Here is a 24,820-nt window from a genome sequence, read left to right on the forward strand (position 1 = left end):
GCGAGCAGCCAGCGCGCCGGCGAACGCGAACACGGCCACAGACCGGGCGCGTTCGAGGCAAGACGCCTGCACGTTGGATGGCTGCGCCGAAGGCAGCGCGAAGTGCGGCGCGGATGCGCTCGCACTGCACGCGCTACGACACGGCGACGGCCAGCAGCACGACACGCCCGATGGCACGACAAGATGCACGGCGACGTGCAGCGAGTCGGCGGCCATCATGGGCGGGACTCCAGCCAGACCGGATGCGCGACGCCGATCACGGCGGATGTGCTGACCGGCCCGAAATACCGGCTGTCGAACGACGCCGGGTTGGTCACACTGAGCAGGAAAAGTTCGCCGGGTTCTAGGTGACGGCACTGCTGCCAAGATGGCAGCGGCCGGCCCCAGCGGTCGGCAGGCAGCACGGCGGCCGAAGGCACGCCGTCGATGCGGACGACGCGGCCAGTGATGCACACCTCCTGCGGCGCGACGGCGCCCACGCGCTTGAGCAGCGGCACGCGCGCCGGTAGGTAGCCACGCTGCGCGGCCAGCGCGGCGGCGTCTGGCGGCAGCGTGGTCAGGACGATGCTGCCCACGGACAGAGGACGTGGCAGCGAGCCGGTATCGTGGCCCAGCGGATCGACGCGATACCAGCCGACCGCCACACTGTCGGACGGGTTGTAGATCAGGCGCGGCATCGGCTGCACGAAGGACGCCCAGGCCAGCGCAGCGAGGCCGCAGGCGGACAGGCCCGCCAGCACGATACGAGCGCGCAGGCGCGAGCGAGGACGCGGCGGAATGCCCGCTGCACCGGCAACGGCGGATGGAAACGTCATGACAGCGCCCTCCCGGTGAGCCAGGCAGCATGTCGCTCGGCGGTGTATTCGGGCAGCGGCAGGCGCGCAGCGAGCCGGTTGGCGAGCGTGCGCCAGTACGCGGGCGAGGCGCCGTTAGGCGCGATGCCCAGCGCCTCGATGGCGTCGATGCGCTCCAGCACGGCGCGCACCTGGTTCTCGCCCTCGGCGTGTAGCAGCAGGCGCGCGCCCGGCTGCACGCCGGGGATGCGCTGCGCCGCATCGAGCGGCGTGCAAGCCTGCATCACCATGAGCTGCCAGCGGATCGTGCCGTAGTCGTTGGCCTGCCAGCGGATGCGGCAGAGCATGGCGCCCGGCAGGAACACCGCGCAGCGCCGCCAGCGGTCGAGCTGGAGCGTGCGCGCAGGTTCGCCGAAGCGCAGGTAGAGCTTGAAGCGCGGTTCGATGTAGGCCAGCGCCACGCGCGTCAGCGGCGCGCTGGCGGGCTGGCCGGAAGGTGCTGCGAGCGCAGCCGTGGCCGCGCAGGCAACAGGCGCGGCGGCAGACGAAACGGATGCAGTCATGGGGTGTTCTCCCTGCGGTGCTCTGGAAACTCCCGCTCCAGCAGGCCGCGCAGCAGGTCGGCGACGGTCACGCCTTGCGTGAAGGCCGAAACCTTGATGCGCGCCCGCATCGCGGGCGTGATGTCGAGGGTCAAGCGAGCCGTGTAGAGGTCGCCCTTGCCCAGCGCATCGGCATCGCCCTGGCGAATCCACGCCTCGGCGTGCGGATTCGCGGGTGGACGCGCGCCGATGCTGACGCGCTTTGCCGTGCGCTTGCCGTTCGGTGGCGGCTTCGCGGTCATGGCGTCCACCGCAGCAGTTCGTCCACCAGTGCGGTGATTTCGCGGGCGGCGGCGCTGTCCGGCGCCGTCTCGCGTGCAAGCCGGCCAGCGGCCACGCTGTCGGCGAACACGATGCGCTGATGCACTTCCGCACGCAGCGCAGGAAGCGGTTGGTCGGCTAGCGCCTGGCGCGCTTCGCGCCCGATCACGGTGGTGCTGACGCGCCGGTTGATGACGAAGGCCGCGCGCAGCGCAGGCCGGAACACCTGCGCCTCACGGATCAGCGCCACCATCTCGGCGCTGGCCCACAGGTCGTAGGGGCTGGGCTGCACGGGGATCAACACGCGCTCGGCCGCCAGCAGCGCGGAGCGCGCCAAGGCGGCGATGCGCGGCGGGCCGTCGATGACGACGTGATCGGCCCGCCTGGCGAGTTCTGGCGCTTCCTGATGCAGTGTTTCGCGTGCGAGGCCTACGGCGCTGAACAGCCGTGGCAAGCCTTGCTGGCTTCTGCGCTGCGTCCAGTCCAGCGATGAGCCTTGTGGATCGGCGTCCAGCAGTACGACGTGCTGCCCGCGCATCGCCAGCTCGCCGGCGATGTGGGTGGCGAGCGTGGTCTTGCCCACGCCGCCTTTCTGGTTGAGCAGAGCGACGATCATGGCGCGGCCCTCCGTGTTGGAAAGCCGGGCTGTTGCTGCTGCTTTTCGTGCCGCGTGGCGGTTGTCCACTGTGGCGCGGCGCTTCTACTAAAAGTTAGAGAATTTAAGTTAGGGAAGTTAGAGGGCGCGCAAACCCAATGCTGGCGCGGGTTTGCGGACGATTTTGTTGCCTGATAGCACGAGGATTCGTTGCCTGATAGCACGATACCTCTGTTGCCTGATAGCACGAGTCCATCCACAGACTCTCCCGAAGTTATCCCCGTGCCGTCTGCGGCACGGGCCGGAACGTCAGCAGCGGCGAGGAAATCCCGGATACGTGCTCGATGCCCAACAGGTAGCCCGGCAAGGCTTGCCGCGCCACCAGCGCCCGCAGGTCGGCGGCGAAGTCGTAGTAGCGCGCCACGCTGCCCGATTTGCGGTACAGGTGCTGGAAGTCGAATTGCCAGCCGCCCGGCTGTCGGCCGCCGTGCTTGCGCACCAAGCGGTACAGCCACCGCTCGATGCCGCCGGTCAGCCGGAAATACGCCGGGTCGATGGTCAGCACCAGGGCGGCATCCAGCACGCCCGCATAGAACCAGTCCGGCAGGATCAATTCGAGGCCCAGCGGCGTGCCGCTGGCATCGGCCAGTTCCTTCCATTCGTTGATCCACGAGAAGCGGTGCAGGCGCCGGCCGGTCGTCTCGCGGATGGACGTGGCTACCGTGGTCGATTGCAGCCGGTCGAGCGCGGCCTTGAGGCGCTGGTAGTCGCGCAGCGACGTACCGCGCCCGATGAAGCGCAGCACCTCGTAGGGGCGTACCTGCATCAAGCGCGAGGGCCGCAGGCCCGCGTCGCGCGCTTCCACGATCTGGCTGGCGGCCCAGATCAGGATGTCGGCATCCCAGATCGTGGCGATGCCGTGCTCGGCTGTGCCTTCCACGCGGATGGTCACGTTGCTCGCGCGGAAGTCGATCGGCGCCGTGCGCCGCGACTTCGCCAGCGAGAAGAACGGAAAGGCCATCAAATCCTGGCTGTCGCGTGGCGCCATGTCGCCCGGCAGCGCGCGGAACAGGTCGAGCTGTTCGCGTTCCTGCAAGGGTTTGGACATGGCGAAGGCCGCCCACGCGCCGCCGATCAGCGCGCACGACTGTCGGCCGAGTGGTGCTCGGCGTATTCGGGATCGGAAGTCGTCTCGAAGCTGCGGTCGGCGGCCCAGGCATCGAGGTCAGCCACGGCGTACATGACGCGGCGGCCGAACTTGCGAAAGCGCGGGCCACCGCCGATCACGCGCTGCTTTTCCAGCGTGCGCGGCGACAGGCGCAGGTACTCGGCGGCTTCGTCGTTGGTGAGATAGCGTTGGGGCTGCGCGGCAGCGGTCGAGACAGTGGCGGCAGGCCGCAAGGGAGCGGGACGCATGGTGTGAACCTCCATAGCTTTCAAAGCTCCGGCCACACAGCGCAACCGGATGGAGGCAGTCTCAGAAAACGCGGCCCGCGTGCTCAGGGTCGTTTCGCGTCCGCATCAAAACGACCCTTCTCAAGTGGTGGAAGCTGTGCTAGGCGGCGATAGCCGCCGCGCATCAGCGCATCGCCACGCCGCACCAGGCGGCGCACCTTGGAGCGCAAGCCGCCGTCGGCGTACCAGTCGGCCACGGCATCCACGCCGAACAAGCCTTCGCCGACCTCGCGCAAGGACGCGCCCGCCAGGGTCGCGTCGAGCGCCTGCAAGGTGTGCAGTTCCAGTAGCGCCACCGGTGCTGGCCTGGGCAACGCAACGGCTGCGGGAGTCGCCAGTGTGGTGCCGCAAGCGCGATAGCGCGGCGATGCCGTGGCGTCGGTTCGCACGGCATAGGCGACAGCCATGCCGTCTTCCAGGCCAGGCGCCAGCGCGAAGCGCAGGCAATGGCCTGGGCTGTGCGCGATCAGCGCCAGCCGTTTGCCGTCATGGAGCAGTTGCTTATGGCCGGGGATGCGCCAGAACGCGAAGGATTCGGCATCCACGGGCGGATCAGCATCGGGGTGGAGCTGCACCACGGCAGCGTGGCCGGGCTGCCAGGCCGGATGCGCGTCACGCGCATCCAGCGCCGGGTCTTCCAGCAGGCGCAAGCCCCAACGATGCGCAGCATCGGGGCGTCGCGCGCGGCGCAGCCAGTCGAGCCGGTAATCAGGATGACGGCGCAGGTATTCCCAGGCCAGTGCGAGCGTATCCAGCCACAGGACGTAGAGGTACGCGGCGGTGGGATACCAGTGCGCGAAATGGTGGGGGCTGACCATGACGAAAGCTCCTGTCGAACAGCAGGAACGTCGCCACGGCGTCAAACATGCGGGAGCATCAAATCCAGGTAGAAATCCGGTTAAGCTGTAACTGCTGGTGTCAAGACCGATAGGCTCCGGCGTGTTGCGAAATCCGTCTGAATGCGACGGCCGCCTGATCCACAAACGTCACGCGGCACAAAACACCGTGCCGCAAGCCGCGTGAATGATCGTGACTGTTTCAGTCACAGATATTCGGTTTGATGCAAGAGTGCGAATTCAGACTCTGCGGGCCAGGAATAAGACCGAAATAGTCTGAATGCGCCCGGCTTGGTCGGAGCGCGAACGTTCAATCGACGATAGAACCGTTTTCCTGCGCCAGCCGCAGATATTCCGACAGCGGGTGCACCGCCTGGAAATACAAATCCCGCATCACGGGCTGTTTGTTCGGGCCGACGATGGAGGTCAGGTCGGACAGCTTGATATGGCCCAGCTCGGGCATACCGATGCCCACGTCCATGACGCCGAACGCCGTATCGCCATCGGCAGGATCTAGCGAGGCCAGCAGCCAGATGGCGTGCGCGTCGGGAGTGAACAGCCGCACGACCGGCAACGGGTCGTGCGGTTCAGCGGCGGCAACCCGCCGCCCGTTCGCCAGCAGCGCGGCGCGCTGCGCATCGGTGACGAGGGGAGCGTTCATCGTGGTGCTCCTGTTCCAACATGGAATGCCGGTTTTGCGCTTCCACGCCGAAGCGCGGATGTGATTTCCACGGAAGCCGTTGAAACACGAAAGCGCAAAAGCGGCATTGTAGAAATCCGCAAAGACACGTTGGCGGCTTTCCGGCTCTGTCGGAAACCGTAGAAGCGGATTTCCGTAAAAGCACGAATAAGGGCCAAAGGCATGTATGAGTTAAAGATAACGTGGTTTTAATTGTGCTGCGAATCGACGCTTCTGTCCATGCAGAAGCGATCCATCCAGCGCGGCCGGCCGACCGGCGCCACCACCTACGATGCCGAGCTGGCGCAAGCCTTCGGCGCGGCGGTGCGTGCGCTGCGGACGGAGCGCGGCATCGCGCAGGAGTCGCTGGCACACCTCGCCGGCATTGAGCGTTCGCACATGGGCAAGGTCGAGCGCGGCGAGCACATGCCCACGCTGGCGATCATCTTCAAGATCGCCGGCGCGCTCGAATGCAGCACGGCGGTGCTGATGAGCGAGGCTGAAAGCCAGCTCGCAGCAGCGGCCCAGCCGTAGGCGCTGGCCGAGCCGATCCGGCGCAGCCGGTTCGGCGGCATCGAGGGGCGCCAAGCATCGCGCGGCGGGGATAGCCCGCAGGGCTTTCCCCTGGAGTGCAAGCGCCAGCGCGCAGCGCCGCAGGCGCGAAGGCGTGAGGGATTGAAGCCGAATGGCCGTGACGGCTTGACGGCACGGGGCGCAGCCCGAAAGCCCGGCGGCGCTTGCAGCGCCGACACGCCATCCTGTGCTTGCTACGCCACGGGTTGCGAGCCATCCATCGACCGATGAATACCGGCCCTGGCGAACATGCCAAGAGACACCCGTTGCCGAACCTCGTGCGTGCGGTGCTGCGATGAGCAGCACCGCGCCCCGCCGCAATGGGCGGGGCGCGGTGGGCGGCCGTCAGGCCGCCTTGGGCTTGTTGCGCGACCAGATCAGGTCGTGCGTGCCGTCCTCGTTCTCGATCAGGCGGGCATAGACCGTTGCCGGGAATGAAGGATCGTCCAGGGTCACGGACACGTAGGGGCGTCCGGCCTCGCTGGTTTTCTTCCACGCCGCGCCGATGTCGTGGCCAGCCGCTTGCAGGCGGAAGTCGGGGGCGCTCTCGTTGTTGCCCTTGTCGTTGGGAACCAGCTTGACCTTGACGTTGAGCGTCAGGGTGCGGAGCTGGCCGTTGAAGCCGTCTTTGTCTGCGGTGAAGGTGCCGATGTTGGCCATGATGATTTCTCCTTTCGGGTTGAACAAGGTCGCGCCAGTGCGTCCTTGTTGTGATCCGTCCGGCGGGGGATGGGCTGGCCGCACCGCGCAGCGGTCGGAACGCAGTGGAGAACCTGGAAGCGAAAAGAATTTGTCCCGCGAGGAAGCCGCGTAGCGGCGGGGAAATTGTTTTCGCTGGAAGGTTGCGGCCATGAAGCCCAAGGCGCAGCCGCGCCACCGCCAGGATTCACAACAAGACAAGGACGCACAGGCCGCCCGCTCCCGAATGGAGACGTGGCCGACTCGGCATCCCCGCGTGACGGCTTCACTGGCTTGCGCCCTGACGCGGGCCAGGTCAATGCCCCGACGACAAGGCCAGAGCGCCCCAGCCGCAGCTCGCGGCACATGCTTGAGGCGTGGTGTGGAAGCTCCATCAGGCGAGGCCGGGAGGTGTGTCGGTGAACCGTCCTTCATGACGTACAGGCAACGAATCACCAGCGTCGAGGACGGCACGCTTTTGCACAACCCGCCGCAGCAAGCCGGGGCGTAGCCCCACAAGCCCCGCCCATCGCGGCGGGGCACTGGCCGGGCCGATCCGGCGCAGCCGGTTCGGCGGCATCGGGGGGCGCCAAGCATCGCGCGGCGGGGATAGCCCGCAGGGCTTTCCTCTGGAGGCAAGCGAAGCGCGCAGCGCCACAGGCGCGAAGGCGTGAGGGATTGAAGCCGAATGGCCGTGACGGCGAAGGCGGCACGGGGCGCAGCCCGAAAGCCCGGCGGCGCTGCGCGCCGACACGCTCACATCAGTGAAAACGTGCAGCGAACCGAGTGCCCAGAAGTTCGCTGCATAGGTTCATCGTTGTATCCTTAATGCAAATTTCGTTGCATCAAGATACTTTCAGCCAGCTCTCATGTCCTTTGAAAATCTCTCGATTGGCCGTCTGATCATCCACGAAGTCTTTGCACGAGGCGCGGACAGGGCCTTGGTTCAGCCGACTTACGGGAACCAGCTCTTGGTGCTCCCTCAAGACGCGAGGGATGCCTTGCAAGCCCGCATCACGAATGCTCTCGGGAAATCATCTCACGGTGTCGAAATGACGATCCGAGAGTCCGGGGCCGACAGCACTTGGCACAGAGCTAAAGAAATCGTCGAGGCGCAGGGCAACGATGCCCAATTCGTAAACATCTCCCAAAACATTGCCAGCAAGTTGGCGGTTGCCCAGGCCAATCGCACCATCCCTGGCGGCATCGTCGTGGTGATCGAAGGAACTTGCGGCAACCCCGCCAAGTCCTTCATGTGCGTCATCAAAGCCGAGCCCCATGGGGGCTTCACCAAGCGGCAAGCGGGCGGGCATTTGACCTTGGAATACATCAAGGAACTCATCCTCACACCCCAGGCCAAGCTCTACAAGATTGGAGCCTTCCTGCGACAAGATCCCGCAGCAGCCACACCCCAGGAGCCCACTACCGGCTGGAGAGCCTTTCTGTTTGATGACCTGATTACTCAGGGCAACAAGCTCGCTGCTGCGCAGTATTTTTATGAGTCTTTTCTGGGGTTGGAATTTCCATCCAACAGTGCATTTCAGACCAAACAGTTCCACGCACTGACCAAAGATTTCATCCGCAATGCCAATGTCGATTCGGAGAAAAAAATCGACCTCTTGAATGCTCTAACCACCTACTTGAAGACGGATCAGGCCGCCACGATTCAGGTGGACGTGTTCTCCCAAAATTATCTGGGAGACGCAGCTCTGCAAGATGCATACACGGCCTATATGGGGCAAAAGAGTTTTCCCAATACGGCCATCCATAAGGATCTCTCTGAGGTTCAAAGCCAATTGCGGCTGCGGAAACTCACATTCGGGCATGACATCAAGCTCACCGCTCCCGCAGATCAATTCGAGAACTACGTGCGAATCGAGTCCATCGACGGTGATGCCGATGAGCACGGCAACGTGCCCAAGTGGACCAAGATCACGGTGCGCGACCACATCCGAGACCAAGAGTGAACGAACAAGAAATCCTTGCGCGATGGGAAGCTGACAAGCCCTTATACAGAGCTTGGGCCAAGCTCATCGACCAGGAAATCGAAAGGCGCCTTGTATCCGCCATTGCCCCAACGCCGCTGGACTACTTCTTGAAGGTTCCCATGGTGCCTCGCCTCAAAGGCGACACCAGCTTGATTGACAAGGCCCTGTACCGCAGCAAGCCCTATAAGAATCCGTATGAGGACATTACTGACAAGGTGGGCATGCGGTACGTGGTACTGTTGACCACGCACATCAATACGTTCTGCTCGATCATCGAAAGCCGTGAGTGCGAAGCATTCTGGTCATGGTCCAAGGACAAGGACTACGAAGAGGAGCGGTTGGCCAAGCCCTTGGAGTTCTCCTATCAATCGGTTCACTACGTAGTCGGCCCTGCAAAATTCACCGCAACATCCAACCCAGCGATCCACAGCGGGTTCTGCGCGCCTGCGTGGCCATAGCCAGCGCCGCAGCCCAGATCCACAGTCGTGCGAGCAGGGGCGCAAAAAGCCCCTTGAGGCCCAAACGCACGATCGCCCGCAGCAGCCAGCGGATGTTGTAGCCGGCTGCGCACAGCACCGCGTGCAACGCATCGCCCATGGATCCCTTGAGCCAGCACCGATCCATGCCGTTGTCGTGTTTCAAGTGCCCTATCGCAGGCTCTACCGCTTGCCTTCTCTTGAGCCAGCGCCGATGCGCTGAGGTGAGGCTTTTGAACTTGCCCCGGTGGATGATTTCAACGCCCGGGTTGTGTGCATCCACCCCTCTGAAGCCCAGATCGACGACCACCTGCTTGGGGCTGCGGCCCGTGTCTTCGGTCAGGATCGTTACCTGCTCGAGTTGCTCAGCCAAGGTGTGGCCGTCATAGGGGTTGCCGGTAAAGCTGCGTGCGCCCACCATCAGCCCTTGCCTGTGCGTTACCGCCACGCTGACCTTCACGCCGAACTCGTAAGGTTTCCTGGCCTTGCCCTTGCCAATGCACTCGACCTCCGGTGCGTGCATGGCATACAGCTTGTTCTTGTCTTTGGGTTGCTGGGTGCGGATGCGCTCGGCGCGCTGCATCAGATCGTGCAGGGCGGTCAGCGCCTCGGCCGGCACTTGAGGCATCTGCTTGATCTTGCGCCCCACCTCGCGCAACACGATGCCGAGGATGGTGCGCTGGCGCTTGACGGTCTTCTTGAGTCGCTTGAACTGCTTGGCATGGGCGTAGCCGCCGGCCTTGCGCCGCAAGGCCTTGCCTTCGCGCACAAAGGTCTGCTTCAGGGCAATGCCCGCCCGCTTGGCGGCGGTCACCACCTTGTGGCGGGCGATCTCCAGCAGGCGTGAGTCCACCGGGTGGGCAATGGCCTTCTCCTGCACCGTGGTGTCCACGATCAACCGCTCGAACTCGGCGGGCCCGATGGCCCTGGAGGTGACGGCCGTGTCGATGGTGGCCTTGAGCAGTTCTTCCACGCCGGCCTCGCCAATCGCTGTACGAAAGCGTCCGATCTGCGTGGCGTCACACGGCAGGCGTGGTTCGTAGAAGCGCATGCCGCTGAAGTGCTGCCAGACCACGTTCTCCGCCCAGCGCTGCACCAGCTCCTCGTCGCTGAGCTTGTTGGCGTGCTTGAGGTACAGCAGGCTGGCCATCAGGCGGATGGGCAGGCGCGGACGGCCTGCGGCGGCGACTGCGCCGCCAGCCACTTGCACAGAAGGGCCAAACAGGTCGTCTTGTGCCACTGCACGGCCCTCGCGTGCCTGGCGAGCAAAGTGCGGTGCCAGCGCTGCCTCGATCTGTGCCCAGGGCAGGCGGCTGGCGAGCACCGCCAGCGGGTGGTGCAGGTCGATCATCTCGGCCAGTGGTTGGCGGAAGAAGTCGGCGGTTTGACCGGGCTGGGGCATCACAAAACTCTCAGAAATCAATGGCTGGTGAATTGATTCTCGGGGGATGGAGCTGTCGGGGAAACAGCGCAAACCCAGTGTTTATGGGGGCTGGCTGGGTTTTGCAGGGCCGACTACGTACTGCGCTCCAAGGCGGAGCTGTCCGTCGATGGGGTGAATCTCCCCGAGGGCCTTGCGTGTGAAGTGCAAATCCGCACGCTCTTGCAGCATGCTCATAGCGAACTAACCCACGACACGCTCTACAAGCCCAAGACCACTGCAAAACCCTCCATCAAGCGCACTGTTGCCAAGAGCATGGCATTGATCGAAGCTACAGACGAATTCTTCGAGCAAGCCATGAAGGATCTCGCCAGCGCCAGCGAGCCACAGCGGCAACTCTTGGACTACCTAAGTACGACCTACAGGAAGGGCACCGGCCTAGAGCCTGGCCAGGAGCGATCCAATCAGCTTGTGGTCGATGCCTTCATGGAGTTTCTGCCGCAGGAAACCAGTGCTCGTATCGAGGAATTCTTGACGGCCAAGAACTACATTTTTGAAAAGATCAAAGAGCAAAACGGCCAGCGACATTTCTTCAATCAACCTGCTGTACTCCTGGCGTACTTCCTCGTCGAGAAAATGCCTGCCCAGACCCGAGAGAATTGGCCTATAGACTCGGATGATCTGGCCAAAATATTCAGTGATTTGGGCGCCGCATTTTAAGGGGCGCACGGTTGCAGTGCTCAATTCTGATTCGGAGGTTGGCCTTCAACACCGGGCGCGGCCACCGCCGCGCCTGGATTTTGCATTTCACCACGCCCAGGGCGGAACGGCCTGGGCGCGGTGCTGATCGCGGTTATTCCTTCGTCTCGATGAGCCACCACACGGCGCGCGGCAAGGCGCGGCCCGTGATGGGGTGAATGTCGGTGAGGTCGGCGCGGGCCGACCAGCCCGAGGGCGGGCGGTAGCCGCGCACGTCGCCTGCGCCGTGCCAGCGGCGGGCGCGTACCGTGCCGGGCGCGTAGATCGCCGCCATGCGTGGGCGGCTGGTGGTGATGCGGGTCATGGGGGCTTCTCCTTGCAGCGAAGCGCCCCGGTCGAGGCCGGGGCGCTCGCCTTCGGCGCGGGTCAAGCGGCTAGCGCCTCGGCGGGTTCATCCGCCATTGCTTCGGCATCCTCCGGGGCGTCCTGCTCCGGGCCTGCTTCCTGCGCCACATCCTGCGGGCCTGTGGCCTTGAAGATCGCAGGCATCCAGCCCTTGCCATCGGCCAGTCGCTCGGCTTCGCTGGCAATGTCGGCCTTCTTGAGCTTCGCCAGCCGGGTGACGGATTCCGGTGCAAACGCGCCCACGGCATCCAGAATCACGGCCTTGGAAACGTGCTTGAAGTAGCCTTCTGCGGTCGGCTGCCACCATGCGGCCATGTCGAGGCCCACGGCCTGCGCCAGTTCTGCGCCGGGCTGGTGCGGCGTGGCACGTGGCGTCACCACGTCCACCGTGGAAGCCACGCACACGGCCAGCAGCCGCACCAGTTCATCTTGCGGCTTCGCCAGCAGCACGGCGAACAGTTCGGCGCTGTTCTCCGGCAAGGCTTCGCCCGCCACCTGTTGCAGTTCGCGGAGTGCCACGGCGGCGGGAGCTTCCGGCCAGTCCGGGGCCATGCCTTCCAGCCGGTCTTGCACTTTCAGGCCCACGCCCAGCGGCAGAGAATCACGGCTGCGGCCATAGCGGCTTTCCTGCAAGACGGTCTGCACCATGCCATGCACCACTGCGGCCAGCGCAGCTTGCGGATGCCGTGCGACTTCGATTTGCAGCGCGGCGGTGCGGTGGGCGCTCAAGCGTTGCGCCAGCCGATCGGACATGGCGGCGGTCTTGGGTTGCCTATCATCGTCTCCGTCCTCGCCGTCGTCGTCGTTCTCGGCTTCGCCTTCGCTGCCGAATCCTTGGCGCAACCGTTCCAGCGTGCGCAGCGCCTTGGCCTCGGCCTCGCGCATCAGGCCGCGATGAATGATGGCCTCGCCGTTGCGGTCGATGGTGACGATGGCACCGGCTGCGGCCTTCACGTTCGGGCTGTAGTCCTGCAAGCCATCCTCCAGCGCCTGCAACTGTTCGCCCAGGGTTTCGCCTTCCTCCTGCAAGGCGTCGGCCTTGTTCTCGTCATCGGCGTCCATCGCAGCATCCACCGCTTCGGCGACTTCCTGCATCTTGGCTTGCAGCTTCTCGATGCGCTGTGCCTCGCGCTTGTTCGGCTCGCGGCGCTCCCTCGGCGCACGCTGGAAAGCTTGCAGGTCGGCATAGGTGGCAGCGGGTGCTGCATCCACCCAGGCCCAGCCTTCGGCCTTTGTCTCGGCGGCGATGCCCGCCAGCTTGTCCTGCACCAGCCGTTCCAGCAAAGCGGCATCGGTCAGATACACGCCCGCATCGCCTTCCGCGAACAGGTCACGGCGAACCCTGCCGCCCGCCTGTTCGTAGACATCCAGCCCGACGAAGCGCACCAGCGGATGCCGGTAGGCGTCGATTTCGCGCTCGGTCAGGCGTTCGCGCAGATTGGACGGGTGACGTTGCCACGTTGGCGCATCGTAGAACGCGCTTTCCTGCGCGGCGTGGTCGTCGGTGATGGCAAGGGCCATCAACTGGTCAAGGCTCACCGCATCGGCGCGATAGTCGGCCATCAGGCGCGGCGAGACGTTCGCCAGCTTCAAGCGGCGCTGCACCACCAGCGGCGTGACGCTGAAATCTGCTGCAATGTCCTCGATGGGTCGGCCTTCGGCCACCAGCGCGGCGAACGCCTCGAACTGGTCTGCCGGGTGCATGGCTTCGCGCTGCACGTTCTCGGTGAGGCTGGCCGTGCGGGCCGTGCCATCGGCCACCAGCAGGCAAGGCACTTCCCATTCCTTGCTGATGCGGTGCTTTTTCGCCAGCAGCTTCAACGCGGCGAGGCGACGGCCACCGGCGACCACCTCGTAATGCTCGCCATCGGCGGATGCAATCACGATCAGGTTTTGCAACAGGCCCACACGCCGGATGGATGCGGCCAGTTCGGGAATGGACATGCGCGGGGTCTTGCGCACGTTGCGGCCCGTGGGCCGCAGCACCAGCCGCGACAGCGGAACCAGAATCAGGTTCTTGGTCGGGTCGGCGGCTTCCAGCGGGATAGCGGCGGCGGTATTGACGGCGCGGGCTTCGGTTTGGGTGATGGCGTTCATGGTGAATCTCCAATCGTGTGAAACAAGGGAATGGAGGGGAACCGCCCCTCCGGCGGGGGAGCGGTTCAGGCTTTCAACTGGCGCAGGCCATCGGCCAGCATCCAGAGAGCGCGATTGAGGCGCACATCGGAATCAATGCCCTGCACAGGTCGGGTTTGCTGGCGGCGTCCGTTGGCGCTGCGGCCATGCAATCCGCCTTTGGTCAAGTTCTCCTGCGTGCGGTTGAACACGCTCCACAAGTCCGGGCGGCGGTCGTCGAACCGGCGCGGCATCAAGATTTGCGATTCGGTGATGGGTGCGGGTTTGTCCGGGTCGTCGTACTTCAACGCCAGCGCAGCACGGGCGAACACTTCGGATTCGCCATCGTCCAAGGTGATGCCGCGCATCAAGTCGCGCGACTCCTTCACCCGCTCGAAGCCGCTCAACACCTCGAAAGCGCCTTCAATGACGGAACCGGCCACGTCGCCTTTGTGGGGCACGCGCACATCGGCCACGGTGTCGCCGCATACAAGGCCATTGCTGCAAACGAACCGGAACATTCCGGCCAGCATCTGATAGCTGCTGGTGCCGTCATGCGAGTTCAGCAGCACGATTTCGTTAGCCTCCGCGCCGTTGATCTGGCTGGCGTGGCGCAGGCGCAGCATGTGTTTCGTGTGCTCGCGTTTGCCTTCATCGCGCACGCGGGTTTGCGTCACCATGAAAGGCTGGAAACCTTCTTTGCGAAGCTCGGTCAGCACGGCAGCGGTCGGGATGTAGCTATACCGTTCGGAACGGCTCTCATGCGGGGCGTCCGCGAAGATGGACGGGGCCACGCTGCGAATCTGGTCATCGGACAGCGGGTAATCACTGCGCAGCGAAGGGGAGCGGGAAGCGAAACGGGATGCGAGTTGCATGGTCTTTCTCCTGACAAAAAGAGGTTTGCTGTTCACACCGCACACCGGATTCCAAGATTCGGAGCCCAGCCTTTCGGCTGTTCGGTGCGGTCGGCACGAGGAACCCGGTTGGCCCTGTTGCCACCGTCTTTCCTGAGTTCATCGCCCGCGACGGTCAGGAGCGCGCGAACGGGTGCCGTCAAGGAGGCAAGCGCAGGGTTGGTGCGGCCCGCAGGCGCAGCCGAGGACACGGCCCTGCGCGCCTTGACGGCACACGTGCGCGGGCTACAGTCGCGGACAAGGTGATGGAGTCAGGGAAGACGGCTGGACATGGCAACGGCCCTCCCCACACGCCGACCGCACGGCAAGCGAAGCGCGCAGGCCTGAAGCTGGAAGCCGGGCCGGAGGCGTCAGCCGAGCGGAGCGAGGGAACGATGGAAGCCCGTCAGGGGCGAGACGCCGCAGGCGGCTCGATGCGCAGCACGACAGCGCGACCGGCCATCTCCCAGGTGGCCGGGGACGCCCGGACTTCGGTGTTCGACATGCACCGCCCCCTTGGGAGACAGCCCCCTTACCCCGAGCGGGGAGTCCATGCTGGCGATCCCAGCTCTTTGCCCCAAGGAACGGCGAAGACGCAAAACGTTACAAATAAGACGTACTGACAGTCAAAATTCAGTCTGAATTGTGCGTACAATGCGAAACGGCGGCACGTGATCGTGCTGCTGCGGTTCAGAAGATTTGTTGTTCCCGACCCGAAAAGGCAAAGGCTCAGTGATCAGGGCTTCAGTTGATGAAGTCCGCTACGCAGACAGTGTGCGTGGCTTGTAACGCGGCACAGTTGGCTCAGCTTACTGTGACCAGCAGGACGATCAGAACTCTCAGAGTGCGAAGACCATACGGCTTCTTGCTCAGCGAGGGGGAAGGTTGAGCCAGCAGCGTGCAACTGTGGTGGGCTTGGTTGGTGTCGAGTTGGCTCCTTTACGGCGCTGCCTTGAAACGGGGGAAGCAGGGCAATGGTGCCTTGTGTAAAGGAGGTCCTAAATGGACAAGCAAATCTTGGAAAACCACATCAATAGCCTGAAGAAGGCTTGCGATGCATGCAGAAGCCAACTCGACACTGGTGCTATGAAGGAACTGGATCGTGAAGTCTCGAAGCTAGAACAGCTTTGTGACCAACTCCAGAGCGCAACGGATGCGGAAACGCTGAAGGTGCGCACCCTCCAGGTCATCGCGGCATTCGTCAGTATCGCGACGAATATCCGAGACTGGCTGTGAGGCCGTCATGGGCACCCCAAGCCCATTCTTAGTTTTGTGAGATTCACATATGAACATCGGACAGGCTATTCAACTCGCTCGGTCCAAGCGCAAGCTCTCCCAAGCTGCGCTGGCGAAGCGGGCTGGTATCTCAGTGTCCTATCTCTCGCTACTTGAGCGTGGCCGACGCGACCCGCCTTTGTCCACTCTGCAACGGATTGCCGCTGCGCTCGTTATGCCGGTAGAGATTCTTTTCTTCTTGGGCGCGGAAGAAGGGGAACTCGGACACTTGAATAGAGACCTTGCTGGTCAACTGGCAATCACCGCATTGGAGCTTCTGAATGGACCTCTACCCGATCAAGCCGAGGTATCGGTCTAATCCCGTCAAGAGCATTGCTGCACTGGCTCGCGGCCTACGCTGGGATGCGCAATCACTGGTGGAACTGGCTGATCGAGCCAATGGCATGTGGCGCACCGTGAAGCCAAAGCCGGGATCTACCAGGCAGACATTTGACGCGATGGGGCAGCTCAAAGAGATCCATCAGCGTTTAAAGCTCAATGTCTTCTCCAAGGTGGATTTTCCAGAATACTTGCAAGGTAGCTTGAAGGGACGTGACTATGTCACAAACGCATCTATTCACAAGGGCAAGCAGATACTGATCTGCGAAGACGTGAAGGGATTCTTCCCTTCTGTGAGCGCGGCTTTTGTTGAGGACGTGTGGTGTGGCTTCTTCAGATTCTCTCCTGACGTTGCCAAGCTTCTAACGAGGCTCACCACAAAGGATGGCTATCTTCCCCAAGGGGCCATTACGAGTTCATTTTTAGCGAATCTCGTGATGTGGCGGTACGAGCCCTGGCTACATGCAAAGTTCGCTCAGCGAGGCATCACCTATTCCCGTTATGTGGATGACATGGCAATGTCATCAGCGACACATTTGGATAAGGAAACTCAGACTTGGATCATTGCCCAAGTCTATGGAATGCTTGCTCAGCACGGCTTGAAGGCGAGCCGTAAGAAACATGAGGTTTTCTCGGCTTCGCAGCCGATGATCGCGACGAAGCTAACTGTGAACCGCAAACCGTCATTGAGTCCCAAAAAACAGTCCAAAGTTCGGACGCGAGTTCGGCAATTGGAGATCGCCGCCACGAGCGGCGCGAGCACGGATGAACTCCGGGAGCTTGCGAACAAGGCCGCCCAACAGGTGGGTCAACTTGGGCGCTTTCACAAGACGCCAGCAGCAAAGCTCAAGAGTCGTATTGCAGTTGTTCGGGACAATTTGTCGCCAGAGGCTTTGTCCGTCACAACGGCACCTGCGAAGGTCAGGCTTGACACAGTTCCTCTCGTCACGGATGCCCGGCCCTGGGAATAGCGGCGGTTGCCGCGCGAATTTTTCGCAGCGGTCGCAATAGAGGAAATGCGCTGCCCCAGCAAGACGCCGCGCAGAAACACACGCAGTCGATCAGTTCAACGAGCTAAGCCGAAGGCGTCAGCGATGGAAGCCCGTCATACGAGAATCGGCGGGCGCTCCCCCCCCAGGGAATCAAGCCGCGTGCGCGGACGGCGGCAAGGCCAGGGGCTGCACCGCCAAGCGCAGGCCCATCGCCTTGAGGATGGCCGACAGGCTGCTGAGTGCAGGATTGCCCTTGGGCGACAGCGTGCGGTAAAGCTGAGTCGGATTCAGGTGCGCCTGCTCGGCCACCGCCTGCACGCCGCCCACGGCCTGCGCGAGTTGGCGCAGCACGGCCATCAGCTCGGCCTGGTCGCCATCGGCCAGGATGCCGTTGATGACTTCGAGTGCGAGCGCCGGGTCATCCCGGAACAACTCGGCCATCGCATCGTCATGGGGTCTGCTTCTCATTCGTCGCCTCTTTGTTGCCAGTCCTGCCAATACGCCACTGCCCGGGCTATGTCCGCATCCTGTGTGCGCTTGTCGCCACCGCACAGCAGCAACACCAGCCGATGGCCAGCCAGCCCGTAGTACACCCGGTAGCCCGGCCCGGCGTCGATGCGCAACTCCCACACACCATCACGGCAAAACTTGTGATCACCGAAGTTGCCTTGCTCGACGCGGGTCACGCGCCGGATGACCGCCACCTTGGCCTGCGCATCGCGCAAGCGCCGCAGCCAATCGTCGTAGACATCCTTCTGCTCGTCGACCGTCAGGTAGTGCTCGATGCGGTACATGGTATTTTCGTTTATTGACGAATTCAAGTCAAGGGACAAAGGAACTGCGGGGCGGGATGCCCGGCCTGTCGCAACAGCGCGGCGACAGGCTGGACGCCCCGCAGCTCACGCGATGGCCGTTTCCGGCGCCTTCGTTGACGGCGATCCGGCCCGCTTCGTGCCGGGCGGCACAGCGCGCGTTGGACTCTTGCGATGGCGATACGGGCGATAGTTGCCCTGGCTCGTACGGGTCTTTTCGCCATCCGCGACCGCCAGAACCGAGGCGGGCGCCGTTGGTGTCGGCGCAGCCTGGGCCTGGCCGTCGATGGCGCCCCGGCGCAGGGTGGCCACCTTCTCGGCAGCGGCCCGCACCGGGTCATCCTCTGCATGGACATACGCCATGAACTGCGTGACGGTCTTGTGCGCAGTCAGCGCCATGCCGACCTTGATGGGAATACCGGAGTTGGCAATGTCGGTCGCCGCGCGATGGCGGATGCCGTGCGTCCCGACATGCGCTACCTCTGCGCGGCCCAGGATGCGCTTCCAGCCGTTGTAGTACGTGCTGTCGGGCAATGGCTTCTTGGCATCGAAGATGGCCGGACACACGTAAGGCGAGTCGTCGATGCGAGGCGCATTGCGCAGCAACTGGTACGCCGCCTCGCTCATCGGCTTGGACATATCGCCCGTCTTGCTGTCAGGCCAGACGACTCGGCGATTCTCGAAATCAACCCAAGCCCATTCGAGCGTGCGGATTTCGGTCATCCGCGCGGAAAACTCGAATTGCAGGCGAACCGCCAGTGTCACGGTCGGATGCTCCAGCCCCTGGGCATCCGCACGGTCGAGGTACGCATAGAGTCGCGCCAGTTCCTCGTTGTTGATGTACCGCGTCTCGCCGTCCTCGCGGTACTTGGGGACGTGACGGCACGGATTGGAGCCGTCAGGCCGGTAGCCCCACACCTCGGCCATGTTGAACATCTTGCGCAGACAGGCCAGAACCCGATTGGCCGTGACGCCGATCCTCGCCTTGTCCTTCATCAGCGTGGTGATGTGCGCCCGCGTTACGTCCGGCACCTTGAGCTTGCCCAGGGCAGGCAGGATGTGGCGGTCGATGTAGCCCTGGTAGGAATCGATCGTCCGGGGCTTGTTGCGCGGCCTGGAGTATTCCTCGATGAACTGTTCGCACAACTCCTTGACCGTAGGGGCCATGCGCGCGGCCAGCTTGGCAGCGCTGGGGTCGTCGCCCTTGCGCACGTCGGCCAGCCAGTCCTGTGCGATCGACCGCGCCTGCTCGACGGTCAGTTCGCCGAACTGGCCGATCTTCGGCTTGCGGCGCTCGCCCCAGTTCGTGCGGTACTGGAGCATGAAGACCTTGCGGCCGTGGGCGGTGACTTTGCAGAGAAAGCCGGGGACAATGGTGTCCCGCAGTTCGTAGTCCTTGCCGGTGACTTCTGCCGTATCGACAGCGGATTTGGTGAGTTTGATCTTGGCCATGACGCCTCCTAGTTCGGGATCGAACGCAGGAACCAGCCAGGAGCCACGGCATCGGAATGTCTGCCGCAATCGGTCTGGTCTAGGCGTAAGGCTAAACGGGACTAGCCTCTTGGAAAACCAAGCGCAGCAAGGCTCTGCGGGTTCCAGCGTGGTTCCATGCTAGTCTCGGGACTCAATCTCAAAATCCCCCGCCGCAAGGCGTGCCGGTTCGATTCCGGCCCCGGGCACCACGAATAAGGCCGCGCAGTTCCCAGAACGTGCGGCTTTTTCTTTGGGCCAAGATGCGAAAAAGCCCCGCAAGCGGGGCTGTACTGCTCAGCGTTTCATCACCCCAGGTGGGGCGGCGTGTCCGCTGGCTCGGGGGGTGGCGCGGGAACGTCGGGCTCCACGGGCGGCTCCGCCGGTTGGCGGTGTATGTGTGCAATGCACGTCATCATGACCATCTGCCTCCTGACCCGCTCATTGTGCGCCTCTCCACCATGGCAGCGGCAAAGTGCCTGGCACCTGCCCCGGGGCTACGCCAATCGAAGCCCAGGCCCCGCAGATACGCTGCCCGCGGAAGATCCTGCCAACCTTGCGGCGCCCGCATGCGCAACAAGGGCCGTATTGCCTGCACGCCGGCTGAGCCCCTGGCCCGGCCATGGTGCAGCATGAATCCGACCACCGCCGGCGCAACCATTTCCTGCACCTGTGTGCCTGCAATAGGCACCATTGACAGGAATCGGCTCCGCCCGCAATCACCACATCCGATCAGGACGCAGCGTGTGCACATTCAGTTACTACCGCGAGTGGATATTAACATTTTGCAACGCATGCGCAAGTACTTCTGCATCTGACCCCAGCGCGGTCAGTTGTCCTGGCGCCGGATCAGCTTGCGCCCCGTGTCGGTGATATGAAAAACCCCCGTCGGTGACTTGCCGATGTAACCCCAATCCAGCAGCCGCCCCGACAGATGATGCTTGAGCGCATCGGGCACCGCGATGGCCTCGCCCATTTCAAGCTGCTTGAGCGTGGCGATCTCGTCTACCGTGGGTTCGAACGTGGGTGCGTGGTACATGGGCTGAGCGGTGGCCATGGCGTTCTCCTTTATGGATTGGGATTGCGCGGCGCCGGCAATGTTCCACGGACACATCACCCGCGCCACGTAGGCGACAGGGTATTGCGAGCACGCGCGGCGCGCAATGGGCCAATCACCCGCACCGGATGCAAATCCACGCGACGAACGCGAGCGCGCCAACCTGCCCAGGCAAGAACCCGAACGGCTGGCCGCGCTGCGCGCCGCCTGGGAGGCCTGGGACGCATCCATGCCGCCGATACCACCCGACGGGGCTATTCCGCCAAGGACATGCCACAGCGCTGAACCAACGGACCGCCGCACCCCATTAGGCGACAGGCCCGGCCGCCACCATGTCCTGCAGCCAGCGCGCAAACGCTGCCAGTGCTGGCGGCTGGGGCTGCGCCGGGCTGACGAGGTAGTAGCCGCGCTCGCCGCGCAGCGGCCGGGCGCAGGCCACGACCAGTTCGCCGCGCGCCATCTCGGCCTCGATCAGCATGGGCGGTATCAACGCCACGCCCAGGCCCTGGGCCGCGGCCACGGCCGTCATCGAGAAAAGTTCATAGCGCGGCCCGTCCAGCGCACGCGGCGCGTCCTGCACGCCCATGGCCTCGAACCACTGCTGCCAGCCATAGGGCCGGGTGCTTTGCTGCAGCAGCGGCATGCGCGCCAGTAGCTGCGGCGCCAAACCCTGGTGCGCGCGCCCGGTGCCGCGCGGCATGCCCGACTGCTCTGCCGCCTGCTCCAGGAGGCGCGGGCTGCACACGGGCAGTACATCCTCGGGCATCAGCAGCTGGGCCTGCACGCCGGGCCAGTTGGCGACCTGCTCGGGCGTGCCCGCGTACAGGGCCGCGTCAAAGCCGGTGTCGGTGAACAGGAAGGGCCGCGTCTGGGTCTCGATATGCACGACGATCTCCGGGTGGCGCGCGGCCAGCTGCGGCAGGCGCGGTATCAGCCAGCGTGTGGCAAAGGTGGCCACCGCCGCCAGCGAGATGGCGCCGCCCTGGCCCTGGTGCGCCATCACATCCAGAGTGCCCTGCTCCAGCGCCTGCAGCCAGCGCGCCACCTGGCGCGCGTAGTGGCGCCCGGCGGGCGTAAGCACCACGCCGTGGCGCGTGCGCCGGAACAGCTGCACGCCCAACTGATCCTCCAGCGCCAGGATCTGGCGCGAGACGGCGCTTTGCGTCAGCGCCAGCTCCTGTGCGGCGCGGGTATAGCTTTCGTGCCGCGCGGCGGCCTCGAAACAGGCCAGGGCCTGGGTGGATGGCAGATGTCGTCGCATGCCGGACATCTTATCCATATATTCGTAAACGTCATTTTTTGATGAAAATTACTCGCTTGCCATCAACGATAGCAAGGGGGTACGATCCCAGCCATCAATCTTTCATGCCTGCAATGCATAGGTTGATCCCACCCAGATTCATCATCCATCAGCACTGGAGACACCATGACCCGCGCCGCCTTCCAATGGGACGACCCCTTTCACCTCGACCAGCAGCTCACAGAGGACGAGCGCGCCATCCGTGACGCCGCCCACGCCTACTGCCAGGACAAGCTGGCGCCGCGCGTGCTGGAGATGTTCCGCCACGAGAAGACCGACGTCTCCATCTTCCGCGAGATGGGCGAGCTCGGCCTGCTCGGCCCCACCATCCCCACCGAGTACGGCGGCGCGGGCCTGAACTACGTCAGCTACGGCCTGGTGGCGCGCGAGATCGAGCGCGTGGACTCGGGCTACCGCTCCATGGCCAGCGTGCAGTCGTCGCTGGTGATGGTGCCGATCAACGAATTCGGCTCCGAGGCGCAGAAGCAGAAATACCTGCCCAAGCTGGCATCGGGCGAGTACATCGGCTGCTTCGGCCTGACCGAGCCCGACCACGGCTCCGACCCCGGCAGCATGGCCACGCGTGCCTATAAGGTCGATGGTGGTTATCGCCTCAAGGGCAACAAGATGTGGATCACCAACAGCCCCGTGGCCGACGTGTTCGTGGTATGGGCCAAGGAAGTCGAGCCATCCGGCACCGTGGGCCAGATCCGCGGCTTCATCCTCGACAAGGGCATGAAGGGCCTGTCCGCCCCGGCCATCCACGGCAAGGTGGGCCTGCGCGCCTCGATCACCGGCGAGATCGTCATGGACGACGTCTTCGTGCCCGAGGAGAACGCCTTCCCTGAGGTGCGCGGCCTGAAGGGCCCGTTCACCTGCCTGAACAGCGCGCGCTTCGGCATTGCCTGGGGCGCCATGGGCGCGGCCGAGGCCTGCTGGCACACCGCGCGCCAGTACACGCTGGACCGCAAGCAGTTCGGCCGGCCGCTGGCCGCCAACCAGTTGATCCAGAAGAAGCTGGCCGACATGCAGACCGATATCGCCCTGGGCCTGCAGGCCGCGCTGCGCGTGGGCCGCATGAAGGACGAGCACCAAAACGTGATCGAGGTCACGTCGCTGATCAAGCGCAACAACTGCGGCAAGGCCCTGGATATCGCCCGCTTGGCGCGCGACATGATGGGCGGCAACGGCATCAGCGACGAGTTCGGCGTGGCGCGCCACCTGGTGAACCTGGAGGTGGTCAACACCTACGAGGGCACGCACGACGTGCACGCGCTCATCCTGGGCCGTGCACAGACCGGCATCGCCGCCTTTGCCAACTGAGTTAACTAGCAAAAACCATAGCTGCCTTCGCTTAATACATAAGCGCTAGCAGCTATTTTTATTGCAATAATCCATCACCAAAGCGCCAGCCACTCACACAAGGAGACCATCCGCATGATCCGTCGCAGCATCCTCACCCTGGGCATTCTGGCCATGATGGGCAGTACCGCTCAGGCCCAGTCCAGCTACCCCGCCTAGCCCATACGCCTGCTTGTGCCCTTTGCCGCCGGCGGTACCACCGACCTGATTGCCCGCGTGCTGGCCGAGCCGCTGGGCCGCGAGCTGGGCCAGCCCGTTGTCGTCGAGAACAAGGGCGGCGGCGGCGGTGCCATAGGGGCCGCCGAAACCGCGCGCGCCACGCCCGACGGCTACAACCTGGGCATGGCCACCGTGTCCACCACGGCCACCAACCCGGCCATCAACCCGAAGATCCCGTACAACGTGTTCACCGATTTCACGCCCGTCGTGAACGTTGCAGCCACGCCCAACGTGATCGCTGCCAACCCCCAGTTCGCAGGCAAGGACTACAAGAGCTTCCTCGCCGAGGTGAAGAAGAATCCGGGCAAATACTCGTTCGGCTCGCCCGGCACCGGCAGCATCGGCCATCTGATGATGGAAATGTTCATGCTGGAGACCGGCGCCCAGATGATTCACGTGCCCTACCGCGGCTCCGGCCCGGCGCTCAACGACGCCGTGGCCGGCCAGATTCCGCTGACCTTCGACAACCTGCCCTCCGCCCTGCCCTTCATCAAGGACAAGCGCCTGACCGCCCTGGTGGTGGCCGCGCCCCAGCGCCTGGCCGTGCTGCCGGACGTGCCCACACTGGCCGAAGTGGGCGTACCCAACGTGAACCGCATGGCCTACTACGGCATCATCGGCCCCAAGGGCCTGCCCAAGGACATCGTGGACAAGGTGAATGCCGCCGTACACAAGGTGCTGAAAGACCCCGCCGTGCGCAAGCGCATCGAGGATACGGGCTCGCTCATCGTCGCCGACACGCCCGAGAAGTTCGCCCAGGAAATCAAGGCCGAGTACACCGCCTACAAGACCGTGGTGGACAAGCAGAAGCTGACCATGGAATGATCGCCCGCCCATGGCCACACACAGCCCCGCCGCCCGCGGGGCTTTTTGTTGCCTGCCCGGCATCGGAAACGCACAGACACCATCGTGAACAATGCGCAAAGTACGGCAAACCATTGCCGCCTGGGTCAACCAAAATACCGGCTGATGCGTCTCACACCCAGTCACCCTGTGCTCGGCACGATTGGATCCACACATGTCACTTATGCACCACCCCTTGTTGCGCATCGCCAGCGCCGGCGTACTCGGCGCGCTGATGGCCGGCTGCGTGGGCGTGCCGGGTGACCCCTACTACGACGGTGGCTACAGCGGCGGCGGCTACTACCCGGGATCGGCATCGGTCACGGTGTACGAACAACCCGGCGTGATCTACACGCCCCCGCCCGTGGGCTGGCGCAACTACCCGCCGCCGCCGCACGGCTGGCGCGAGGACGCCTGGCGCGAACGCCAGTGGCGCGAACACCGCGAGCGCGAGGCGCGTGAGCGCCGTGAGCACGAACGCCGCGACATGGAGCGCCGCCGCGATTTCGAGCGCCGCGACGCCGAGCGCCAACGCGAGGCCATGCGCCACGAGGCCGAGCGCCGCCGGGAGCTGGAGCGCCAGCGCCACATGGAGCCGCATGCCCACCAGCCGCGCGTGCCGCAATGCCCGAACATGGATGCCGAGGCCGGCCGCCACCCACGCGAGCGTGAACCGCACAACGAGCGCGAGCATCGCAACCCGCGCTACGACTGGCGCTAG

At 64.1% G+C, this 24,820-nt stretch carries 27 protein-coding genes and 2 pseudogenes; 11 read left to right on the forward strand and 18 right to left on the reverse strand.

The window, feature by feature from the left end; all coding sequences use genetic code 11:
- Positions 1-215: 215 nt before the first annotated feature.
- The 8 genes from P4826_RS06780 to P4826_RS06815 all read right to left on the reverse strand — a co-directional run bounded on the left by P4826_RS06780 (position 216) and on the right by P4826_RS06815 (position 5,204).
- On the reverse strand, positions 216-815 hold the full coding sequence (locus tag P4826_RS06780) for a S26 family signal peptidase (RefSeq protein ID WP_013517154.1): 600 nt from the start codon (positions 813-815) through the stop codon (positions 216-218).
- Positions 812-1,357, reverse strand: coding sequence for a DUF2840 domain-containing protein (locus tag P4826_RS06785; RefSeq protein ID WP_013517155.1), 546 nt, complete (start codon positions 1,355-1,357; stop codon positions 812-814). The genes P4826_RS06780 and P4826_RS06785 overlap by 4 nt, the downstream gene beginning before the upstream one ends.
- Positions 1,354-1,638 (reverse strand): hypothetical protein, encoded by a 285-nt coding sequence (locus tag P4826_RS06790; RefSeq protein ID WP_013517156.1) that lies wholly within the window; start codon positions 1,636-1,638, stop codon positions 1,354-1,356. The genes P4826_RS06785 and P4826_RS06790 overlap by 4 nt, the downstream gene beginning before the upstream one ends.
- Entirely contained in the window at positions 1,635-2,273 is a 639-nt protein-coding gene (gene parA / locus P4826_RS06795; RefSeq protein ID WP_013517157.1) for a ParA family partition ATPase, read from the reverse strand. Before parA ends, P4826_RS06790 begins: the two co-directional genes overlap by 4 nt.
- A gap of 253 nt (positions 2,274-2,526) precedes the next feature.
- Positions 2,527-3,360 carry a replication initiator protein A gene (locus tag P4826_RS06800; RefSeq protein ID WP_013517158.1) on the reverse strand — a complete coding sequence of 278 codons (834 nt, stop codon included), beginning with the start codon at positions 3,358-3,360 and terminating at the stop codon, positions 2,527-2,529.
- Between the two features lie 26 nt (positions 3,361-3,386).
- Positions 3,387-3,668, reverse strand: a complete 282-nt coding sequence (locus P4826_RS06805) for a helix-turn-helix transcriptional regulator (protein ID WP_003107109.1) — start codon at positions 3,666-3,668, stop codon at positions 3,387-3,389.
- An 83-nt stretch (positions 3,669-3,751) separates the two neighbouring features.
- The gene (locus tag P4826_RS06810; protein ID WP_013517159.1) at positions 3,752-4,525 is read right to left on the reverse strand and encodes a DUF2285 domain-containing protein; all 774 of its coding nucleotides are present in this window, start codon (positions 4,523-4,525) and stop codon (positions 3,752-3,754) included.
- Between the two features lie 328 nt (positions 4,526-4,853).
- Positions 4,854-5,204 carry a DUF2958 domain-containing protein gene (locus tag P4826_RS06815; protein WP_013517160.1) on the reverse strand — a complete coding sequence of 117 codons (351 nt, stop codon included), beginning with the start codon at positions 5,202-5,204 and terminating at the stop codon, positions 4,854-4,856.
- Positions 5,205-5,462: 258 nt separating this feature from the next.
- Between P4826_RS06815 and P4826_RS06820 the strand changes: the two genes are divergently transcribed.
- Positions 5,463-5,756, forward strand: coding sequence for a helix-turn-helix domain-containing protein (locus P4826_RS06820; RefSeq protein ID WP_013517161.1), 294 nt, complete (start codon positions 5,463-5,465; stop codon positions 5,754-5,756).
- Between the two features lie 384 nt (positions 5,757-6,140).
- Here P4826_RS06820 and P4826_RS06825 read toward each other — a convergent pair whose 3' ends face one another.
- The gene (locus tag P4826_RS06825; RefSeq protein WP_013517162.1) at positions 6,141-6,455 is read right to left on the reverse strand and encodes a DUF736 domain-containing protein; all 315 of its coding nucleotides are present in this window, start codon (positions 6,453-6,455) and stop codon (positions 6,141-6,143) included.
- Between the two features lie 887 nt (positions 6,456-7,342).
- On the opposite strand from P4826_RS06825, the gene P4826_RS06830 reads away from it, so the two are divergent.
- Together P4826_RS06830 and P4826_RS06835 are read left to right on the forward strand one after the other, a co-directional pair.
- Complete coding sequence (locus P4826_RS06830) at positions 7,343-8,440, forward strand: nucleoid-associated protein (RefSeq protein ID WP_041715873.1); 1,098 nt, start codon at positions 7,343-7,345, stop codon at positions 8,438-8,440.
- A complete protein-coding gene (locus P4826_RS06835) occupies positions 8,437-8,919 on the forward strand; it encodes a hypothetical protein (protein ID WP_317703111.1) in 483 nt (160 codons plus the stop codon). Before P4826_RS06830 ends, P4826_RS06835 begins: the two co-directional genes overlap by 4 nt.
- On the opposite strand, the gene P4826_RS06840 is transcribed toward P4826_RS06835, so the two are convergent.
- Positions 8,861-10,339, reverse strand: a complete 1,479-nt coding sequence (locus P4826_RS06840; protein WP_317703112.1) for an IS5 family transposase — start codon at positions 10,337-10,339, stop codon at positions 8,861-8,863. The genes P4826_RS06835 and P4826_RS06840 overlap by 59 nt on opposite strands.
- A 183-nt stretch (positions 10,340-10,522) precedes the next feature.
- Between P4826_RS06840 and P4826_RS06845 the strand changes: the two genes are divergently transcribed.
- Complete coding sequence (locus P4826_RS06845; RefSeq protein WP_317703113.1) at positions 10,523-11,038, forward strand: hypothetical protein; 516 nt, start codon at positions 10,523-10,525, stop codon at positions 11,036-11,038.
- Between the two features lie 133 nt (positions 11,039-11,171).
- On the opposite strand, the gene P4826_RS06850 is transcribed toward P4826_RS06845, so the two are convergent.
- The 3 genes from P4826_RS06850 to P4826_RS06860 all read right to left on the reverse strand — a co-directional run bounded on the left by P4826_RS06850 (position 11,172) and on the right by P4826_RS06860 (position 14,412).
- Complete coding sequence (locus P4826_RS06850; RefSeq protein WP_013517165.1) at positions 11,172-11,381, reverse strand: hypothetical protein; 210 nt, start codon at positions 11,379-11,381, stop codon at positions 11,172-11,174.
- 62 nt (positions 11,382-11,443) lie between these two features.
- Positions 11,444-13,519, reverse strand: coding sequence for a ParB/RepB/Spo0J family partition protein (locus P4826_RS06855; RefSeq protein ID WP_317703114.1), 2,076 nt, complete (start codon positions 13,517-13,519; stop codon positions 11,444-11,446).
- 65 nt (positions 13,520-13,584) lie between these two features.
- Positions 13,585-14,412 carry a DUF932 domain-containing protein gene (locus tag P4826_RS06860; RefSeq protein WP_013517167.1) on the reverse strand — a complete coding sequence of 276 codons (828 nt, stop codon included), beginning with the start codon at positions 14,410-14,412 and terminating at the stop codon, positions 13,585-13,587.
- A 1,020-nt stretch (positions 14,413-15,432) separates the two neighbouring features.
- Between P4826_RS06860 and P4826_RS06865 the strand changes: the two genes are divergently transcribed.
- From P4826_RS06865 to P4826_RS06875, 3 genes are read left to right on the forward strand one after another with little or no spacing between them, the layout of a single operon-like run.
- The gene (locus tag P4826_RS06865) at positions 15,433-15,666 is read left to right on the forward strand and encodes a hypothetical protein (protein ID WP_013517168.1); all 234 of its coding nucleotides are present in this window, start codon (positions 15,433-15,435) and stop codon (positions 15,664-15,666) included.
- 49 nt (positions 15,667-15,715) lie between these two features.
- Complete coding sequence (locus tag P4826_RS06870; protein WP_013517169.1) at positions 15,716-16,024, forward strand: helix-turn-helix domain-containing protein; 309 nt, start codon at positions 15,716-15,718, stop codon at positions 16,022-16,024.
- Positions 15,987-17,015 (forward strand): reverse transcriptase family protein, encoded by a 1,029-nt coding sequence (locus tag P4826_RS06875; RefSeq protein ID WP_013517170.1) that lies wholly within the window; start codon positions 15,987-15,989, stop codon positions 17,013-17,015. Before P4826_RS06870 ends, P4826_RS06875 begins: the two co-directional genes overlap by 38 nt.
- A gap of 171 nt (positions 17,016-17,186) precedes the next feature.
- On the opposite strand, the gene P4826_RS06880 is transcribed toward P4826_RS06875, so the two are convergent.
- The 4 genes from P4826_RS06880 to P4826_RS06895 form a co-directional block, all read right to left on the reverse strand.
- Positions 17,187-17,504, reverse strand: coding sequence for a helix-turn-helix domain-containing transcriptional regulator (locus P4826_RS06880; RefSeq protein WP_013517171.1), 318 nt, complete (start codon positions 17,502-17,504; stop codon positions 17,187-17,189).
- Positions 17,501-17,830: a type II toxin-antitoxin system RelE/ParE family toxin gene (locus tag P4826_RS06885; RefSeq protein WP_013517172.1), complete on the reverse strand. Its 330-nt coding sequence runs from the start codon at positions 17,828-17,830 to the stop codon at positions 17,501-17,503. Before P4826_RS06885 ends, P4826_RS06880 begins: the two co-directional genes overlap by 4 nt.
- Before the next feature lie 105 nt (positions 17,831-17,935).
- On the reverse strand, positions 17,936-19,300 hold the full coding sequence (locus P4826_RS06890; protein WP_317703115.1) for a tyrosine-type recombinase/integrase: 1,365 nt from the start codon (positions 19,298-19,300) through the stop codon (positions 17,936-17,938).
- 847 nt (positions 19,301-20,147) lie between these two features.
- Positions 20,148-20,375, reverse strand: coding sequence for a hypothetical protein (locus P4826_RS06895; RefSeq protein ID WP_317703116.1), 228 nt, complete (start codon positions 20,373-20,375; stop codon positions 20,148-20,150).
- Between the two features lie 136 nt (positions 20,376-20,511).
- Here P4826_RS06895 and P4826_RS06900 point away from each other — a divergent pair.
- A pseudogene (locus tag P4826_RS06900) lies at positions 20,512-20,660 on the forward strand (twin-arginine translocation pathway signal protein); the annotation flags it as partial.
- A 22-nt stretch (positions 20,661-20,682) separates the two neighbouring features.
- On the opposite strand, the gene P4826_RS06905 reads toward P4826_RS06900, so the two are convergent.
- Positions 20,683-21,636: a LysR substrate-binding domain-containing protein gene (locus P4826_RS06905; protein ID WP_317703117.1), complete on the reverse strand. Its 954-nt coding sequence runs from the start codon at positions 21,634-21,636 to the stop codon at positions 20,683-20,685.
- A 165-nt stretch (positions 21,637-21,801) separates the two neighbouring features.
- Here P4826_RS06905 and P4826_RS06910 point away from each other — a divergent pair, with 165 nt between their 5' ends.
- The 3 genes and pseudogenes from P4826_RS06910 (at position 21,802) to P4826_RS06920 (ending at position 24,820) form a co-directional block, all read left to right on the forward strand.
- Positions 21,802-22,998 carry an acyl-CoA dehydrogenase gene (locus P4826_RS06910; RefSeq protein ID WP_317703118.1) on the forward strand — a complete coding sequence of 399 codons (1,197 nt, stop codon included), beginning with the start codon at positions 21,802-21,804 and terminating at the stop codon, positions 22,996-22,998.
- Positions 22,999-23,112: 114 nt separating this feature from the next.
- Positions 23,113-24,081, forward strand: a pseudogene (locus tag P4826_RS06915) (tripartite tricarboxylate transporter substrate binding protein BugE).
- Positions 24,082-24,274: 193 nt separating this feature from the next.
- A complete protein-coding gene (locus tag P4826_RS06920; RefSeq protein ID WP_317703119.1) occupies positions 24,275-24,820 on the forward strand; it encodes a hypothetical protein in 546 nt (181 codons plus the stop codon).

This window comes from Diaphorobacter limosus, assembly GCF_033100095.1.
In the GTDB taxonomy this organism is placed as follows: Bacteria; Pseudomonadota; Gammaproteobacteria; order Burkholderiales; family Burkholderiaceae_C; genus Alicycliphilus; species Alicycliphilus limosus.